Origin of the sequence: Shewanella sp. SM32, assembly GCF_025654235.1 — a bacterium.
Classification (GTDB): domain Bacteria; phylum Pseudomonadota; class Gammaproteobacteria; order Enterobacterales; family Shewanellaceae; genus Shewanella; species Shewanella oncorhynchi.
On record NZ_JAKKRO010000009.1, the window covers coordinates 70,646 to 90,260 of the forward strand.

Consider the following 19,615-nt stretch of genomic DNA (forward strand, 5'->3'; position numbering starts at 1 on the left):
GACGAGAGGGGGAACCCTCTAAGCGTATGTAAACAATAGTACAAAATTTACGGTGATTAGCGCAGTCCGGTAGCGCATCTGGTTTGGGACCAGAGGGTCAGAGGTTCGAATCCTCTATCACCGACCAAATAAGTAGAAAAGCCTCAGCATTCATTAATGAATACACTGAGGCTTTTTTGCATTGGCGAAATGGAACTTACTCACTTGCATTATCATGTTTGTTGTCGCTTGATAGCGCATCCTTAATGAGTATAGAAGTTGACTACAGTTCTTATTTACACCTGGCAGATTTGCTGAACTGTATCGGCATAGTCACTCAACCGTAGAAAAAAAAGCTCCTTACGGAGCTTTTTGTTTGCAAAATCACTTCTTAATAATACGGCTTAGTCAAGATTCACTGGCGGGGCGATAAAGCCTTGATAGGCATCTGTTCTAAGCTCGTTAAAACGTTCTAGCTGAGCTTTTTCTTGAATACCCGTCACTATGACTTGAATGTCCAATCCTTTTGCTACGTTGATTAGGGCGCGGCACAATTCGCTATTGTGGTGTGTCTCATCATAGTAGGCGAAGGATTGATCCAGTTTCACATAGCTAGGTCTTAATTCCTGTAGATAAGACATAGAGCCAAACTGACGACCAAAGTGGTCAATACCAAACTTAGCACCGTTATCGCGAATGATGTTACATAAGTGCTGACATGACTTAAGATCACTATAAACACCAGCCTCAGGGATTTCGAAGCAGATACGCTCAATAAATGTGGCATTTCGCAAAAATTGATTTAGCCATTCATGGAACTGAGGATCGTTAATACTTTGGTGGGTTAAGTTAATTGCGAGCGGTTCATAGCTCCGCTCGAGCAGTTTTTGCTCGTAGACAGTTTCAATTAAGCATTTATCGAGTAAGGCACCAAGTGATAATAACTCGATATAAGGCATAAATTGCCCTGCATGGGCGAGTTGATCGCCAAGCTCTAATTGGCAATACAATTCCCGTTGCGCTATGCCATCACCATCGCAAAATTGTATGGGTTGCCATCTAAACTTAAACTTCTTATTGCTGATGGCATGGCTGAGGTTATCGCGCCATTGCTCGCGGGTGAATAATTGCTGCTCTGTGGTTTCAAACCAGTGGAAGGTTTTATTTTCTTGTAATGCTTTTTGAAGGGCATTGTCGGCTTGGGCCAAAATATCCGACACATTCATTTGCCCAATACGTTCAGCAATACCGATAGCAAAGTCTTCGTTGGGCTTACAGCCTGCTTTTGACATTTCTTGATTGATGGTACGGATAAGTGTTTGTAAATATTTGCTGATCTGATCGTGTTCAACATCGGTCACTAAAAATGCAAATTCATAGGCGGCAATACGCCCTATGACCGAAGGCGTTATTTCGTTTAATTGCTGTTGAAACTTTTCTGCGAGGATCCGTATGGTTTCATCTCGAACTTGATAGCCATATTTACTGTGCACTTCTTCGAGCCAGTCGAGCTTGGCGAGGAATAAAGCGCCGCTGCTAGGTTCACTTAACCAACCATTTAAACGACTTACTACATATTGGCGGTTAGGCAGGCCTGACGCCGGATCGACAAGATTCTTCTTACGTAACGCGCCAACCTCTTCGTCAAGAGAATGGAACACTTGTTTCAATTGAGCTGACATGCTGTTAAATGCAGTCACTAAGTCTTTTAATTCGGTGGTTTTGGGTAGTGCCATGTCTGGACCAAATTGGCGTGCTGCGATACTTTTCGCGTGTTCAGACAGGGTGTGGAGAGGTTTCAATATCCATGTTAAGCCTACTCTTGCTGTAAAAATAGCAACGAGAAAAAGTAGTGAGAAGGCTATGATGGTATTGGACATGATTCGCCATAGTTCATGATAACCAAAACCAGGATGAGCAGTGATTTCAAGCTGTGCTAGCTGCAGCCAACCTGAGGTGATAGTGCTTTGTTTTTTGATGGTTTTAAACAGATCTAGATTGATAAACCATTGAGGGACATCTTCAATTTTTAAAGGATTATTCCACTCTTGTTGCTTACCATCGACCATCCAAGTCAATTTTACATTTTGATAGTAACCACCTTCAAAAATAACATTCACTAAGGTTTCTGCAGCTGCGGTATCGCCGGCTTCGAGTGCTGGGGTAAGCATTAGACCGAGTGAAGTGCTGGCATTGTTTAGATCGGACTCCATTTGCTTTGTTAAAAAGCTTTGAGTCTCAGTGAATTGCACATAGCCAAGGCTTGCAACTACAAGCAAGAACAGGCTAAAAAGCAGCGAATAAATCTGTCTAAACAGTGTCATTTTTGGTGCTACTCCAGTTTTAATTTTGGTTGCCTAAGACGGTCAACACCTAATCTATGGTTAAGATCGTTCCATTTTTCTAATCGTTTTGAGGACCCTGCCAGTACGCCTCGACCTTGCTCTTTATTGAGCCATAACTGTTTACCGTTAAAGCTATAAACAGGCAGTAGATCTTTTCTTTTTGTGGCGGGTTTTATTTCATGGTCAAGATTATCGAGCACTAAAGGAATTGATGATGGTGTTTCATAGTAAGCCAATACCATATGGTATTGATTAACCGTAGTGGCTTTAACCATAGTGATCCGCATCTTGTCCTCTTGAACACCAAGTTGGAGTAGGGTGAAGTATTTTGCGATCGAAAAGTCTTCGCAATCACCGCCATTCACACCAATAAACTCCATCGGCGTTGCCCAATAATTCGAGTCTCCCCATAATTTACTGTCATCCACAAAACGGAATAAATTAAAAAAGTTATTCACCTTCAATAACTTTTCTTTTTCATCTAGCGTACTCGCTTCCGATAACACTTTGAACCAAGCCCTTGCTCGCATTCCAGCACGTTCGCCGTAATGTTTTTCTAGGGTTGAAGTTATCTTCACTTCATCAAGGTTTTGTGTGGGGGCCGCATATAGGCAACATATGCCTAGGGCTGACGCTATTAGGCTAAAGCGGCAGACTCGCAATAATGAATCTTTATAATCAAGTCTGCCGTTCATAACCTAATGTGTTAGTCCTTTATTTTGAGTTGTCATCGACCGAGTAAATTGTCCATTTCATGTCTGCTGCCGTATCATCACCAGTGACTTCTGCAACAACACGACGGTTACGAATTTCTGCTTCCGGCGTCTGTTCTAAAACAATTGGGCGGCTAGAACCATATCCAATAGCAGTTAATCGACTTCTATCAATACTAAAGCGTTCAGCCAGTACAGCGGTGACAGCATTTGCACGTTCTTGAGATAATACTGTATTTCGTTCATCGGTTCCTGTGCGACTCGTGTGACCTTCGATAGTCACTTTGGTCGTTGGATACTGACGTAGAAAAATAGCCACCTCTTCAATTTGAGGATAGTACTCAGGCGCAATATAAGCAGAGTCATTCGGGAATAAAATATTTATTTCCTTTCGCTCGTTAATCGCTTTTATTTTGCCACAGCCATAGTTATCAATACCTGCCCCTTGGGCTGTGTCGTTGCAGCGTTCACGGGCTTCAATGACACCATCGCTATCTTTATCAGATAGATCATAGGTTTGAGTTGTGACCATTTCGTCAATATTAACCGTATCGCGCATCGAACAACCAGCTAAAAGAGTGACACTTAGAAAAAATGTGAGAGTTTTCATTTGTTAGCTCCTCCTTCATAATTGCGCTCTCCGCGCCACGCATCAGGTCTAGTGACTTTAAGTGAGTCTAATAATCGTCCTGTAGAATTGAGCACGCGATACTTAGCAATAACTTCATCATATTCAGCTTGTAAGTAGTCTTTACGCGCCTCGAAGAGTTCATTTTCGGTATCTAATAAGTCGAGTAAACTGCGTTGGCCTAAGTTGAACTGCTGTGCATAGGCTGTTTGAGTATCCTTTGCGGCCACGACATGATCGCGAATATATTGTTTTTGCGGCGCTAGCATTTCAAATGCGTTCCAAGCTAGGTTTACCCCTTCAACAACTTCACGTTGGGCGCGTTGGCGGATTTCTTTCGCTTCACCCAACTTGTAAGCAGTTTCTTTTTCACGGGCAAGATCTTTACCCCCCGCAAATAAGTTGTATCTCACCCTCACCATGGCGACGAGATCGTTACTATGGCCACCCACATCACTGCGGAAAGCTCCAGCACCTGATATTCCATCTTCGCCGCTAATATCGTTATTCCAGTTACCATTCAGTTCTAAAGAAACCTGAGGGTAGTAATTGGATTGTACTGAAGAGCGTTCATTTTCAGCGGCACTAATATCGTTTGCTGCAGATTTGAGTATGGGGTGATTCTCTTGCGCAACAATAATGCCAGAGCTAAGATCCTTTGGCAGCATGTCTGCATCTGGCACTGGTAATATTAAGTCTGCTGGTGCCGCCGCTACAATTTTGACGTACTGTGCTTTTGCATCAAGTAAATTGTTGCGAGCAGAAATAACGTTAGCATTAGCACGCGCCAAACGTCCCGAGATTTGGGAGAGATCTGCGATTGAGCCTAAACCTGAGTCAGTACGTTGTTTAATCTGGTCATAAATTTCTTTATGGCTGTTAAGGTTTTTCTCGGCTAATTTTAACACTTCATCGGTGCGTAAATAGTTGAGATAGACTTTACTGACATCGAGTGCCATATCTTCAGCTGCAGCAAGCAGTGCCCATTGGTCTGCGCTAGCTTCAAAGCTATAACGATCAACTTCACTGCTGGTGTAGAAACCATCGAAAAGCATTTGTTTTATGCTAACACCAAACTCTCCGGGATTTAATTCAGCCACCCCTTTGCTATCGACTTCGCCGATATTGGGTCGTCTACGTGTCGATACGCTGTCGGTTTGTTCGTAACCGTAGCCACCATTGACATCAATAGTTGGCATATAGCCTGCTATCGCTTGATTAACTTGTTCTTCTCGCGCCTTAAAGCGGTTGAAGGCCACTCGTAAATCTGGGTTTGTATCTAGCGTATGTGCAACGGCTTGTTCTAACGTCTGACTTTGAGCCGATAAAGGTAACAGGATTAATGACAGCACTATGGCTATCTTTGAACATTGAAATTGTCGTATTGCTGAAGTCTTCATGACCAACCTCCCGGTTTATAAAAAAAAGGCTTAGTGCTCTCTGAGCGCTGTGTCCTTAGCCCTTAAAATTGGATTTAAAATGTACTCAAGTATGGATCTTTGCCCCGTGATAACGTCAACTGAAGTTAACATTCCCGGAATAATTGGCATCTGTGTGCCATCGTTTTTGGTTAAACTAGATTCTGCAGTTCTAACTCTGATGAGATAGTAGCTATTGCCTTCTTCATCTTGAGAAGTGTCGGCACTAATATGTTCGACAGTTCCTTTAAGGCCGCCATAGCGGGTAAAATCATAGGCGGTAATTTTTACTACGGCGGGTAATCCTGGATGTAAGAAAGCGATATCTTTAGGCAAGATTTTAGTTTCTATCAGCAGTTGATCTTCCGACGGAACTATCTCGATAATATCGATCCCAGGTTGCACTACACCACCCAGTGTATTGATATGCGTGGTTTTAATGGTGCCATTAACAGGGGAGGTGATAATCGCCTTACTGACTTTATCTTGCGCGCCAACTTGTGCTTCATTCATGCGAGAGAGGCGGGTTTGAGTTTCATTGAGCTGCGCGCGTAGCTCTGCAGCGTAAACAAATACGGCTTCACGGCGTTTTAAGATAGCCTCATCTAATGCAGCTTTTACTTTAGGGCGGAGTAAACGCATTGAATTCAATTCACCTTGCAAGTCGTTTACCGTGCGTTCGAGTTTGAGTAACTCAACTTCAGGAACAATACCTTTTTTGGCTAAAGGTCGAGTGAGTTCAAGCTCGCGGGAGATTAGCTGCATGCTCGTCGTTAATGTCGTTGTTTTAGAGGCGAGATCATCAATTTCTTGCTGTCTTTGTTGAATTTGACGTACGAGGATCTCAAGTTGGTTACTTAAGTTATCTAAGCGTCCGTTGTATTCCTCTTGTTGTCTTTTCACTAAGGCGGGTTCCGCAGCAATGATAGCTTCAGGGAATATCAATGCTTCTTTAGTAATTAGCACTTGTTCACGCCAATCAGAGGTCATGTCTGATATTAGAATGCTGTCGAGTTCGGCGCGCATGCGGATAGCATTGGTTTTTAAGCCATAAACTTCTTGCTCTTGTTGAGCAAAGTCGGAGCGAAAGCGGGTATCATCAATACGCACTAAAGGCTGCCCTTTTGTGACTATCTCACCTTCTTGAACGTAGAGTTCTTGCATTATGCCGCCATCTAGACTTTGGATCACTTGAACTTGCGATGAAGGAATCACTTTTCCCGTTCCAGTAGTAACCTTATCTAATTGAGCAAACCCCGCCCACAGTAAAAAACACACTACCATAGCAGCAAGTGCCCATATGATTAATCTGTGTCCGCTGGGAGCGTCTGTCATCATGGCGCCATAGACATCATCAACCATATCTAAGTCGTTTGTTGTTAAATGTTTACTCATCTTTTAGCCTCTCCGTTCATTAGGCCAAAATTGAGTTTTTCTAGCACTTCTGCTTTAGGTCCATCGGCAACCACATGGCCGCGTTCAAGTACAATAATGCGGTCGACGAGTTGCAATAAATGCATCTTGTGGGTAATAAGAATTAACGTTCTATCTTTGCTGACATTTTGCATTGAACGAATAAATTGTTGTTCAGCGCGAGCATCTAAACTCGCCGTAGGTTCATCCATCAGTAACACTGGGGGATCATTCAGTGTGGCGCGAGCAAGGGCGACAGTTTGTCTTTGCCCGCGACTGAGTGACATGCCGCCTTCGCCGACCTGTTGGTCTAGGCCTTCTGCTTCTAGGTTGGTGAATTGACTCACACCAGAAAGCTGTACCGCGCGGATGAGTTGATGTTCAGTGACTTGACGTGTACCAAATAAAATATTGTCGCGAATAGAACCATGGAATAGGGTGACATCTTGGGGTAAGTAGCCAAAATTACGACGTAAATCACTCGGATGAATCTGTGCTGAGTCTAAACCGTCGTAGCGCAAGCTTCCTGCCGTGGGTTGAAATAGCCCGACCAGTAGCTTAGCGAGCGTACTTTTACCTGAACCATTTCGACCGATAATGGCAATGCGTTCGCCAGGATTAATCGTCAGCGACATCGGATGCAACACAGGCTTTTCAGAACCTGGATAACTAAAACCGACATGATCAGCATTGATCTTGCCTATGAGTCTTTGTTTGCTAACTAAATGCCCTTTATTTTCAAACTCATCTTCTTGAGTCATGATTTCATTCAGTTGGCGTAGTGCACTGGCTGTGTGGTTTGCTCTCGTCATCAGGCCTGCAAGTTGTGCCATCGGTGAAATGGCACGGCTCGATAGCATGACCGCAGCAATAATTCCGCCCATAGATATCGCATTATCAGCCACACGATAAACGCCCAAAATCACCACGCAGACAACGGTAAATTGCACCGTAAAGTTCGCTACGTTCGATACAGAGTTGGAGAGCTTTTTTGACCTTAATTGCCAGTTTGCACTGTGGCCTATCATCTGTTGCCAGCTTTTTTGCACAATTCCTTCAGCACCATTAGCTTTAATTGACTCTAGCGCTGATAAGCTCTCAATTAAATGCCCATGTTTTAAGCTTGAAAATTTATTGCCTTCTTCGATTGCCGCTTTGAGTTTAGGTTGAATATAAAGCGTGAAGCCAATAATAATGATGCCGCCAATGACTGGAACTATAGCGAGATCACCAGCGACAATAAAAATAATAATTAAGAAAAATATCGCGAAGGGGAGATCGACTAAAGTAGTGATCGTTGCCGAAGTTAAAATTTCACGAATGTTATCGAATTCACCTAACTGTTTCGCCATGCCGCCGATACTAGGAGAACGTTTTTCTAGGGGAATACCTATCGCTTTAGCAAAAAGTCGCGAAGACACAATAATATCTACTTTTTTTCCTGCAACATCGATGAGGTAACTTCTAAGTTGCCGCATGATAAGATCGAACATATAAGCAATCGCCGCACCAATCGCTAAAACCCAAAGGGATTCAAAGGCGAGGTTTGGGACGACTTTGTCATACACATTCATAATAAATAACGGTGAAACTAAGGCGAATAAATTCACCAATACAGAAGCGATTAATGCATCACGATAAATGGGTGCTGAATCTTTGAGGGTTTGGACTAACCAGTGGGTTTTATTATCGTGTAGATAAACATCGAAGCCCATGTCGCCACGGTATTCTTGTTTGACTAAGAATAAATACCCCACATATAAGGCTTCGAGCGACTCAATTGTCAGTGTCTCTTCACCGCCCGTCTCGGGTAATTGAATAATTGCTTTATCTGATGCAACATCAAGTTCTCGCAATATACAGGCTTTTTTGTCTTTTAATAATAAAATACAGGGGAGCAATATAGGTGATACTTCGTTTAATCCTTTTCGAGATAGCTTAGCCGCTAGACCCGCTCTTGAAGCCGCCTGAGGTAATAAGTCAGGTGATAATACGGTACCTGACAAGGGTAAACCTGCCGCAAGCGAATCGCTCGAGCACGGATTGCCAAAATGCTCAGTGAGTAACACTAAACAATCCAGCAAAGGATCCACTAACACTCTTTGTGAGGCTGAAATGGTCCATTGATCAATTTTTTCAGAAGCTGCAGCAGACACCTAATTACTTATCCTTTGGATTTTTATATGGTTATGGCAAGTATCGGTCATGATGGCCTATATTTCTATAGGCCATCTGAACTGATTTTATTTAAGGGATCACATTGCCATTGGTATTAGGATCATCAGTAAATCTAGTTAATCCCTGCGGTGTTTCTGGATTTACAGGCTGGGTATCGATAATTAATGGACCATTACCATTGGTACCCAGTAGACCATTAATCACTCCGGCATCATTTGTTGCGCTATAAGTGGTGAATAAATTCACGCCATCAAGAATGATGTGCTGTTCATATACACCATCAAGATTGGCATCAATATCGATGACGGTAGAGCCAGTGTTGTCTAAGCTAAAGTTTAAGTAACTGTCCAAATTATTTGCCGATTCGCCTTGGAGTAAGTCACTCAGGTCTAACTTATCTTCTGTGACTTTAAAGTCCATAATGTGGTCAGTGCCAAACTCCGCATATCGCCAGACGAAGGTATCAGCGCCGCTATCACCACGAAGGACATCATCACCAAGGCCACCGATGAGAGTATCGTTGCCCTCTCCACCACGGAGTGCATCGTTGTGGCTACCACCATCAATATAATCATTACCTGTATGACCATAGAGAATGTCAGAGCCAGATTGACCATAAATTCGGTCATCACCGCTGCCACCATTTACAATATCCGCTTTATGCGAAGCGACATCATTAGCCAATAATAGGCCGTTACTATCAACCATTCTGTTAGCGCCAGTTAATTCACCTGTCATAATATGGTGATTTAGGAGCGTATTGACTGATAACTCAAGTGCATCATCTGAACCATATCCAGTCGAGCCTGTTCTACCCGCATAGATAACATCGTTGCCTTTGCCTGTTTCAATATGATCATTACCATCGCCGCCATTAACGAATTGAGCATCCGTAGTGCTATAGCTCTTATTGTTAGCTCCTGAAGCAACAACCTCTTTTTCGTTACTGTTTGTGATGATACCGCTTTGGCCCCCCCCAAAACTGACGTTCAATATTTTTTGATTTGGGTTATTAGCACTTTCTCCACCATCAACAATCATACTATCATTCAGGCTAGAGCCTTGAGTGGTAATAAGGTTGGCGTCCGCAATATTAATACCATCGCTATTGACGGGATTAACGTTGATTTTCAAGGTTGCACTGGATACATCACCATCACTATCTCGAATGGTATAAGTGAAGGTTTCTAACGCTCCTGCTGCTGGTAATTGGCTTGCATTTGCTGTGAGTTGGTACTTATAGGTACCATCTGCATTTAGTACCAGAGTGCCATATAAGCCCGTTATGGTTGAACCTACTTGCCCAGATACACCGCCTGTATTGGTAAGATCGCCCTTGGCCACCCCAATAATGGTCAATGGACCATCAGCTCCAACTACATCGTTTGTCAACACATTACCGTCAGTGTTTGGTAAGGTATACCCATTACCGGCAACCATACGTACAACCAGTTGGTAACTTGTCGCAGCATCTTCATTCGTGTAGATAGATGTGACAATGTTGCCATTAGTGTCTTTAAATCCAATAACTTGCATTGTGTATACTTGACCTTCATAGTTGAAGGTCACACTAGTTTGCCCTACAGTGACAATATCGCGTGAAGCAATTGGGTCGTTCGTATTAGGTGTTTCGTTATGATTGAAGTTAAGTGTTAAGGTTACAGGTGTGGTTACTCCGTATGCATCTGTGACGTTAAAGGTCACTTGCATTGTGGCTGCAGTAATAGATGTACCTGATGTAATTGAATAATTGTAGTGGGTAAATGTACCCAAAACGATATCCTGGTTGAGCGATAGCGAGCCCTGTAAAGCTGCATCGTTATCCAAAAAGCCATAGCCTGATTGGCTTCCATACCAACTAGATGGGTCACCCCAACGAATCTGATCTAGGCCTGTATCGTTATCTGGACCATCATATTTAGTGATATTTGTACCACCAGTAGTACCTTGCCAATTAGCAACAACTCCAGAAAACTTAAATGAGTCAACAACAACATCCAGTTGGTCTGTATCATTTTTTGCAATATCCACATCATCAGCAACATTAACAGTGACAGTGGAATGTGCTGTATTACCCGCACCATCGATAGCAACAACTTTAATTCCATTTACCGTAAGATTATCCACATTTACGCTGTGGGGTAAATTAGTGAGTAATTCTGCGGTAACTGTGACATCTCCCTGTTCTCCTGCATTAATACGATCCCAATCTAAAGTTAAGCGAAGTGCTTCGCGTCCATAAACGGTACCGATTAATTGACCTGCAGCATTTATCACCCAATGAATTTGAGCATTAATACCAGTTACGGAAATACTACTAAAATCACCAAATTGGAAGCTACCAATGGAGTTGCTACCGGACTTAAAGCTGAGTGTTTGTACGCTCATATCAGGGGCGCCAGCCTGCAAGTCTGCTTCGTTAAGGCTTGCAATAGCGTTAGTGGTTAGAGCAACAGGTGCGATTGGGGTTGTATTGGGTGCTTCAAGATGGACGTTAAATCTGCCAGTATTAGTATCACCATCACTATCTGTGACTGTTACATCAAAATGTAAATCGACATTTTGAGTGGAGCTCACAATTGTCTGTGCAGTTGTGCCAGTAAATTGGAAGTTTGTCCCTGCTAAAGCTGATAATTCAATATAACCAATCGAACCTAAGTTCTGGATGACTTGGCCGCTGGTAATATTTCCTTCACCTAGCAGATTACCTTGTTCATCATAGGCTTTAAAATGAATTGATGTCGCGCCTGTAAAATTAAAACTCGCAGTCGCAGCATCTTCAGAGTAATTAACAATTAAAACTTCGTTACCACTAACACTTGGATTGTCAACTCCAAAGCCGTTGTTGGTGCCATTGACACGGCCAAGATCACCATTTTGATCTCGGGCGGTCAGTGTGAATGCAATATTCTCCCCTGATGGGATTTTAGAAATATCGTTATAGACACCATAGCCACTCGCTGAGTTATTGCTCGTGACGTAGACAGCATCACCGATACCGCCCTGTCCACCAACTAAGCCTGCGATTTGGATAGTCGAAAGTTCATCAATGCTTTGATTGATATCGAAAGTGTACTCATTGCTATTAGAATTAGTCGTTAATGTAAATATTAACGTTTGGTTGGCTGCTCCTGTATAGGCAGAGGCTGTACCATTGGTATCTGTATATGCAATAAGCACATTTGGATTAGCTGGATCAACGTAGTAAAAGACAGTTAATCCATCGGCCGTAATACCGGAGTTAGCGAATGTAACCGTTGTTCCATTCCATCCCGTAATATTCGTTGTAAGGCTTATGCTGTAATTATCATCAAGGGTATGATCATTACCATCGGCTCCAATAATATTGAGGGCGCCTACTATGTTGTCAGCAGTAGAGCTATTTACTCCAGAGGTACTTACAGGGTCGATGGAGATTAGATCGTCATTAATAACTATGCTTAAATTACCAGTCAAAACGCTACCATCGGCGCTAACAGCTTCAATAATAATACCATTGATCAGTGAATTTAGATTTGTGCCATCGAGAGCATTCAAGTGTTTTATGTTATCGAGAAGTTCAACATTAATTGTGACATCACCCGCTGTACCAGCAGCAATTGAGCCGCCGCTGAGGGTTAATTGAATCACGTCAATACTATCTATCGAACCTATTAGCGCGCCATTTGCGGCAATGGCCCACACTATGCTTACACCAGCAGCAAGGTTGGTCGCAGCGTTAATGGTGGACTCATTAAAACGGAACTGTGTCAGTGCTTGGTTTCCTGCGGTAAAACTAATTGTACTTGAGACAACATTAGGAATATTGTCACGAAGATCACTTTCATTAACAACGATTTGGCGATTATCAGGCAGATAAACAGCTGCACTGTCAGAGCCGGAAGGAGAAGTATTTCCGGCAAAGTTTGTTTGGGTGGCGGTTACTGTAATGTTTTGGCCTGCCGCAGGTGTGCTTTCGGTCCAACTGATGACACCATTACTATAACTAAAACCTGTTGCTGGAGAACCATTTGCAAGTTGCAGTTCACCGTTGACCAGTTTGAGTTCGACATTGGTTGTTACACCACTGTTTGTAATAGTGAGTTTGACATAGCCTCCAGCAGCAAAATCCGCAGCATCAATTTCGACTTGTATTTGAACGTCGTCATTTCCTACTTCAGTAGGACTTAAATACGAGTCATTATTAGTGTCATCGATAATGGTCACTTCTGGTGCAGAAGGTGGCGCTATGTATAACTGCGGAATAACCGAGAAAGAACCGTCGGTGTAGTCACCATCACGATCTGTTGCTCTTACTGTGAAATCAATATCGCCATCAGAAGGTTGGAGCATTTCTTGGTATTGGAAAAACTCCCAAGTGCCTGTTCCAGGTGTAAATTCTAATCTAAATACTAATTCACCATTTTCATCTATACCAGTAAGCGTATTTGCATTTTGAGTAATGGTAATTGTGCTGCCTGATGCTGTAAGCAAATTGTTTTCTGTACTGCCAGTCAACGTTAATGAGCCTTTACCATCAGCCCCCCACTCTGGGCTGATTACTCCCGTAGCAAAAGCGATTGCTGGAGGGGTTGGTGAACCAGTAAATTCAATTGCCGTTATTGTAAAATCACTATTATCGTTGCTGTGAGGCCCTTGACCATTATCTAGCGCCTTGATAACCATGGTATCAAATCCGCCTTGTAAGACTTGGAAATTAGCAGCATAGTCACCACTATTAGCGTCAGAGCTAAATGTTTGAGTGGCAATAAGCTGACCATCACGCCAGAACTCAACAATTCCTACTTCTAGCTCGCCGCCAAACATATGGGAAAACTGGATATTCACGCCGTAGGCAACAGTACCTGGATCGAGAGTAATGATGATTTCTTCAGATGCAGAACTTCCATCTGCAAATTTACGGAAATCGACTTCGTTCGCGAGATTATGATAAGGAGCCCCTACACTGCTAACTCCTATCCCGTTACCACTTCCATAAATTGCGGCATCAATTAAATTAGAGTTTGTTGAAGAGGTAAATCCTCTGGCTGTGATCGTAAAACCATCAAAATCAAGAAGATTGTTGTTGCCACTATAGCCAGTTAGAGAGAATAGACCGACTAAAGTATCAGGAATATCTATATTCGTTACTTCGACAGGGCTAATAGATGCGATTTCAGGTGCGTCATCTTCAACCGTAACACTAAAGCTACCTGTAGAGGTGCCACCATGATTATCATTAACAGTAATACCTATATCGAATGTAATAGTATCTTCAGATGTAGTGTCTGAATGATCAAGTGGTGCCTTTAAAGTCACATCATAGGTCCAATTGGAATCATCAGAAGTTGGAGCGGTTAGAACTACAGCCATAACTTCAACATAGGAAGAGCCGCCAATAACACCTGTGTAGCCTATTAGTGTTTGTGTATTCGCATCCCAGAGCCAATTTACAGCTTGTCCGCCTGACATTAATTCTGTTGGGCCAGAAAGTGAAACGCTTAAAGAGTCACCATCAACATCATTAATATTTATTGTGCCTCTAGCAGAAACATCATCTGTAGTATCAGAATTACCAATAACATCAATTATACCGTTAAGTAGCCCCTCTTCAGATACCGTAGCATTTGATACGGAATTTATTACTGGATAGTCGTTCGCGCCGACAATGGTGATGGTCACGGTGTGGCTGGCGGTGCCATCGGCACTGGTGACCGTGATGTCACGGGTCAGGGTTTCACCCGCCTTGAGTGACTGCACGTCGCTGTGGCTGTTGTTTAAGGTGTAGGTCCAGTTACCGTCGGCATCAATGCTGAAGAAACCGTAGTTGCCATCGGCAACATTGGTTTGCACTTGAAATATCGCTTCGCCGTTGTCGACGTCGGTGACGGTTAAGGTGCCGGCCACCGTTTGTACTGTGCCTGGCAGGGTGTCGGAATCGCCGTCTTCGGTGACGGTGCCRGCATCGCTGTCGCCGTTACCGACCGTGATGTCAGCGGGATCGTCGACAGGATTAACATTAATGGTTAATGTGGCGGTTGAGCCTGTGTTAGTGGTGTAGGTAATGACAGGTACTTGGCCATTCCAGTTTTCATTTGGTGTGAAAGTGTAAGAGCCATCGGTATTGATGACTAAGCTGCCGCCTTCTAGGGAAACGGTGGTGCCGGCGGTAACTGTATCGCCGTTCACGGTGAAGCTAACGACTGATAAAGTGTTATCCACATCGCTGTCATTGGTGATCACGTTACCGGTGGCAACGGTATCTTCATCAATGGTATTGGTGTCGTTGGCTAACACAGACGCATCATCAACCGGGGTCACATTAATGGTTAATGTGGCTGTTGAGCCCGTGTTAGTGGTGTAGGTGATGACTGGTACTTGGCCATTCCAGTTTGCATTCGGCGTGAAGGTGTAAGAACCATCGGCATTAATGACTAAGCTGCCGCCTTCTAAGGCGACCGTGGTGCCGGCGGTAACTGTATCGCCGTTCACGGTGAAGCTAACGACTGATAAAGTGTTATCCACATCGCTGTCATTGGTGAGCACGTTACCAGTGGCAACGGTATCTTCATCAACGGTATTAGTATCGTTGGCTAACGCAGAGGCATCATCAACAGGGGTAACATTAATGGTTAATGTGGCCGTTGAACCCGTGTTAGTGGTGTAGGTGATGACTGGTACTTGGCCATTCCAGTTTTCATTCGGCGTGAAGGTGTAAGAACCATCGATATTTAAAATTAAAACACCACCTTCGAGAGTCACTTCTGTGCCTGCTGCGTAGGTGGTACCGCTGATTTCGAAGCTCACAACACTTAGAGTGGAATCCACATCAGTGTCGTTATCGAGCACATTGCCAGTCGCTACAGTATCTTCATTGGAAGTGTTGCTGTCATTAGCAAGTGCTGAAGGTGAGTCTGCTGCAATGGTGAATTGTGGAATATTAACCGTCGTTCCAGTCAGTGCTTGGCCGCTTGTTGAGTAGCCTGAAGCTGCAATGGTTTCTGTGCCGCTACGGGCTAGAGTGACATAGCCCGAGTTACCATCACTGCCTGGTGTGTTGCCTGCTGCGGTTTCTGGTAGGTTCTGAGTTGGGTCTTCACCGGATGCAATAAGATCTTGTAATGCTTGAATTTCATCTAGGGCTGCTTCGTTAGCCGTGCCAGAGGCTGCTGCAGTAGTTTCGCTGGGCGCGACTTCATTTGATAGCTTAGTGCCATCATCGAAGGTAATTTCATAGGTTGCGTTTTCGCCAATATGGAGCACAGCACCTTTAGGGAGTTGTTCGCCATCCTTAGCGGGTTGATTTGAACCATCAACTTCGACATTGATTTGCCCTTTTACTAACTTAAGCAAACCTTTCTTTGATGTAATTACCGATCCCATAGTAAGCTCCCAACAGCCAAAGTGTGTTAATCCATAGACGCACAAGTCCAACAAATATGTCGCACTGTGATACAAGTGGTGGAATTTTAGCTAACGAAACGACTTAAGTCAACTTTTTGACGCGCTTGTGTTGCCTGCTCTTATGCGGTTTTACGGATCTTAATGCGCAAAAGTGACAATTTTTAGACCTATAACTAGATGTAGTAGCTATATCTATAAAAAGGGCCGTATTTAGTACTTTTTAACTCTAAGATTAAGCATAGTTATAAGAAATTAATCTGGATTGGGAGAGTGGTTTTTACGGAAAAGAAGCGACACGATCTAGTTTTTAACATTTTTGGCAAGTTAAGTGGGTTTTAATATGCCAGCATTGGCAAGTGCCGTGATCTTTCGTTACTCAAATCACGGCGACTAGGTTGCAGGCATTGTAGAACTACAGATTAACCGCCTGACGATAACTTTGATTTGCGTTACCTTGTTCACCTAACTGTTCTTGAATCCGTGCAAGCGCCAACCAAGAGGCTTTTGTGGGTTCGAGTCGGCAAACATTTTGCCAGCAGGTTCTGGCTTCTTTCATATCCCGTGTTTGCTGATAAAGTTTAGCTAAGCACATCTGGTAGTCGGCATTATTCTCATGGGTGATTTCATGCTTGAGTAACTGCTTACGGATTTCTGTATCTTGGGCTGTCGTTATTTCTGGAATGACTTCTAAAAGTGCAGATTCAGGAGCAGTGCGTAATTTTTTCGAGAGTAGCTTCAGCGCTTGCTCTTTGCGATTAAAGCGGCATAAACCCACAGCATAAATCGCCAAAAACTCAGACTGATTGCGCTCACTGCGAGATAACCACTGCCAGCATTGTTCTAAGGCTTCTTCGCCTTTAATGGTTGCGGCTTTGAGTAAAGCGCAGTGAGTGATTACATTGAGTTCATTTAGCTGGGGGTCATCTAGGATCTGGCGCTTCTTCAAAATAGGTAACAATAGCTTGAGCGCATCCCAATCCTCTTGTGCTCGATATAACTCGAGGGCGAGTTTGAGTACCGGTGCTTTGCTCTTACTTGTGGGGGCTAATTTATCGAGCTCGGCGCGGGCTAAAGCTAACTCTCCTTGTTTTAACAGATATCGAGTACGCGTGGTTGCGACGGCATTCGCGGCCAGCGGTTGTGTTGCAGCACGGTCAAGATATTGATCACGCTCTGCTATTTTCTGTTGATATTGGGCAGCACGAGCTGCTGCAAGTAAATTAAGTGCAGGGAGTTCGCCATTATCGGCGCCTTTTATCATAGCGCGTTCCGCTGCTGGCCAATCTTCTTCTGCCAGAGCCAGTGCACCCATTAAGGTATGCTTTTTCGCGGAGCGACGGCGCCAGTGGCGAGGAATAAAGCGGCTACGCAGCATGAGATTAATAGCGCTAATCACCAACCATTCTAGTACTTGGAACATGGCATAAAATACAATTAAGGCAATGATCCCAAAGACTAAACTGGTCTCAATCTGGTAGTCACCTGCCGCAATGTATACATAACCTGTGTTGCCCACCAACCAAGGGCTAATGCAGAGCCCTATTAGTATTATCCCTAAGAAAATTAATATCTTGATCATAATGGCACATCCTCTGATGAGGTCAGCTCACCATAGCTTGTCAGCTGTAATAGCAGAGGTTTTGCGGCAAAGGATTTCAGAGTAATAGGATCAAGTTCTAATGTCGCCAATTTATCGATTTTGGCGATGGCTTCAGCAGTGCTGTGATCTTGAGTATCAAAATAGGTTTGAATCCACTTACGCACCATCATTAATGATTGGTGATAAGCGGCTCTGTCGTAGCGGTATAACGCAAGTTGAGATTGCAGCAGTTTATGACGAATGTTTTCAACCAGATACCACTGTTGCTCAGGAGCAAGTAAAGCGGGTGCATCGGCGGTTCTATGGCGTATGGTGATAAAGTCTTGGGTTAACGCTTTCCACGTCTTCCCTAAGTTGCTCTGCCAGTCATTTAAATCGCCAGTAATGTTTGTATCTTCAGGGGCATCGGTTTCTGCATCAGTGCGATTAAGTGGTAGTTTATCGAGTTGCTCAATTAAGGCATCGAGGGCTAATACACTACCATCAATATCTGTGGTTTTAATACTTGCAGTCGCGGCGATATCTTTTGCCAGAGCCTTACGAATAGGTAGCAAAGCGGGATTGTTCATGGCGGCGATGGTTTCATCCGCCGACTTTAATAGATCGGTGGCGGTGCGGGGATCTTTTTCTAACCAAAGTTTACGGCCCGCCATGTTTACTAGATATTCGGCTTCTGACGCCATCCAATGCGTTGGGCTGCGTTGGGCAAGTTTATTGATCCTGTCCTGCAGTTGATTTTGGTCTTCTGCCAATTTTGTTAATTCTTGATAGGTCTTAGCATCATTCAGTTGTTGCTGTTCAAGCTGGCCAATACGTTGGTTGGGTTGTAGCAGGGCTTGCTGTAATTGGTCCTGCAGGGCGATATTTTTCGCATCCTGCGCCAGCAGTTGCTGTTGCATCTGTTGGTACAGCATAAAACCACCGCCAAGGGTGCAAGCGGTTAAACCCAGCGCTAATAACACCCCAAAGCGAATCGCCCACGAGCTTCTATTGGATGCTGGCGTTTGACTCGGCGTGCTTGAAGGTGTGGCTTTGGCTGTTTGGGATTCAGAAGATGGCGCTGAAGTTACGGGCGTGTCATCAGTCGTTATTGATGGTTCAATAATAGAGGTAGCCTGTAATTCAGGGCTCTTTGCGTCGTGCTTGTTGTTATCCATTTAACAGTCCTTGAAAACATGCTACTGCCGAAATTCGAGTTAAATCGGGCTAAATAGCGCTTAGAGTTTAAGGGCGTTTAGCACGGCTTTGCTGTTGGCGGCATTGGCATTGGTGACTTGGGTTATACCAAAGGCGTGAGCTTGAGCTTCTACTCGGTTACTTGGGACTATGATATGACATGAGCGCAGCCATGCAAATAACTCTTTTGGCACTAGATTAATCAGGTTATCCAGTACTTCACCGCTGGTGACGACAATAGTGTCGATGCCAAACTCTTGCCATTGTTGTGCGATCTGTTGTCCATTGAGTGGTGGACAAGCCCGTTGATATACTTCCCAATAGCGCACTGTTGCCCCGCGCTCAGCCAGTCGTTCAGCTAAGGCTTCACGGCCACCAACGCCACGTATGATCGTAATCTGCTTACCTTTAATATCTTGCAAAGGCGCGAGCGTGAGTAGACCTTCGGTCTGCTGACAATCATCTGGGGCTTCGAGGGCTTCAATGCCGAGCTGATTTAATGCTTCCCAAGTCGCATGACCTACGGCGAAATATTGAGCTTGAGGCCAGCCTTTTATTCGAGAATGAGCGGTTGTTAAGGCATAGTCGGCAAAGCTGACTGCATTAGCGCTGATACAGATAATCATATCGGCGTGTGCCAGTGGGTGCGAGTTATTCGTTGTGATGGGCGGCGTTGCTTCGACACACAGCAGAGGTGTAACCCAATGGCTAATGCCTTGTTGATTCAAGGCATCGATCATGGACTGATTGCGCCCTTCTGGGCGCGTCAGTAAGACTTTCAT

Annotated in this window: 10 protein-coding genes and 1 tRNA gene; 1 reads left to right on the top strand and 10 read right to left on the bottom strand. The window is 44.0% G+C overall.

The window, feature by feature from the left end; translation table 11 throughout:
- Positions 1-50: 50 nt before the first annotated feature.
- Positions 51-127 (top strand) — tRNA-Pro (locus L5M10_RS05890).
- 256 nt (positions 128-383) lie between these two features.
- Here the strand turns inward: L5M10_RS05890 and L5M10_RS05895 are convergent.
- From L5M10_RS05895 to L5M10_RS05940, 10 genes are all read right to left on the bottom strand, one after another.
- Positions 384-2,303 carry an EAL domain-containing protein gene (locus L5M10_RS05895; RefSeq protein ID WP_105250451.1) on the bottom strand — a complete coding sequence of 640 codons (1,920 nt, stop codon included), beginning with the start codon at positions 2,301-2,303 and terminating at the stop codon, positions 384-386.
- Positions 2,304-2,311: 8 nt separating this feature from the next.
- Positions 2,312-3,019: a transglutaminase-like cysteine peptidase gene (locus tag L5M10_RS05900; RefSeq protein ID WP_105250450.1), complete on the bottom strand. Its 708-nt coding sequence runs from the start codon at positions 3,017-3,019 to the stop codon at positions 2,312-2,314.
- A gap of 19 nt (positions 3,020-3,038) precedes the next feature.
- Positions 3,039-3,647 (bottom strand): OmpA family protein, encoded by a 609-nt coding sequence (locus L5M10_RS05905; RefSeq protein WP_105250449.1) that lies wholly within the window; start codon positions 3,645-3,647, stop codon positions 3,039-3,041.
- Positions 3,644-5,065, bottom strand: a complete 1,422-nt coding sequence (locus L5M10_RS05910; RefSeq protein WP_105250448.1) for a TolC family outer membrane protein — start codon at positions 5,063-5,065, stop codon at positions 3,644-3,646. The genes L5M10_RS05905 and L5M10_RS05910 overlap by 4 nt, the downstream gene beginning before the upstream one ends.
- Positions 5,066-5,095: 30 nt before the next feature.
- Complete coding sequence (locus L5M10_RS05915) at positions 5,096-6,478, bottom strand: HlyD family type I secretion periplasmic adaptor subunit (protein WP_168825932.1); 1,383 nt, start codon at positions 6,476-6,478, stop codon at positions 5,096-5,098.
- Entirely contained in the window at positions 6,475-8,652 is a 2,178-nt protein-coding gene (locus L5M10_RS05920; RefSeq protein WP_263255014.1) for a type I secretion system permease/ATPase, read from the bottom strand. Before L5M10_RS05920 ends, L5M10_RS05915 begins: the two co-directional genes overlap by 4 nt.
- Positions 8,653-8,743: 91 nt before the next feature.
- Positions 8,744-16,036, bottom strand: coding sequence for a retention module-containing protein (locus L5M10_RS05925; RefSeq protein ID WP_263255015.1), 7,293 nt, complete (start codon positions 16,034-16,036; stop codon positions 8,744-8,746).
- 433 nt (positions 16,037-16,469) lie between these two features.
- Positions 16,470-17,636, bottom strand: coding sequence for a heme biosynthesis HemY N-terminal domain-containing protein (locus tag L5M10_RS05930; protein WP_263255016.1), 1,167 nt, complete (start codon positions 17,634-17,636; stop codon positions 16,470-16,472).
- The gene (locus tag L5M10_RS05935) at positions 17,633-18,814 is read right to left on the bottom strand and encodes a uroporphyrinogen-III C-methyltransferase (RefSeq protein ID WP_263177360.1); all 1,182 of its coding nucleotides are present in this window, start codon (positions 18,812-18,814) and stop codon (positions 17,633-17,635) included. Before L5M10_RS05935 ends, L5M10_RS05930 begins: the two co-directional genes overlap by 4 nt.
- 60 nt (positions 18,815-18,874) lie before the next feature.
- A complete protein-coding gene (locus L5M10_RS05940) occupies positions 18,875-19,615 on the bottom strand; it encodes a uroporphyrinogen-III synthase (RefSeq protein WP_263142975.1) in 741 nt (246 codons plus the stop codon).

Coding starts and splice junctions, on each gene's coding strand:
- L5M10_RS05895 (WP_105250451.1), bottom strand. CDS start 2,303: ATGACACTGTTTAGACAGATTTATTCGCTGCTTTTTAGCCTGTTCTTG.
- L5M10_RS05900 (WP_105250450.1), bottom strand. CDS start 3,019: ATGAACGGCAGACTTGATTATAAAGATTCATTATTGCGAGTCTGCCGC.
- L5M10_RS05905 (WP_105250449.1), bottom strand. CDS start 3,647: ATGAAAACTCTCACATTTTTTCTAAGTGTCACTCTTTTAGCTGGTTGT.
- L5M10_RS05910 (WP_105250448.1), bottom strand. CDS start 5,065: ATGAAGACTTCAGCAATACGACAATTTCAATGTTCAAAGATAGCCATA.
- L5M10_RS05915 (WP_168825932.1), bottom strand. CDS start 6,478: ATGAGTAAACATTTAACAACAAACGACTTAGATATGGTTGATGATGTC.
- L5M10_RS05930 (WP_263255016.1), bottom strand. CDS start 17,636: ATGATCAAGATATTAATTTTCTTAGGGATAATACTAATAGGGCTCTGC.
- L5M10_RS05935 (WP_263177360.1), bottom strand. CDS start 18,814: ATGGATAACAACAAGCACGACGCAAAGAGCCCTGAATTACAGGCTACC.
- L5M10_RS05940 (WP_263142975.1), bottom strand. CDS start 19,615: ATGAAAGTCTTACTGACGCGCCCAGAAGGGCGCAATCAGTCCATGATC.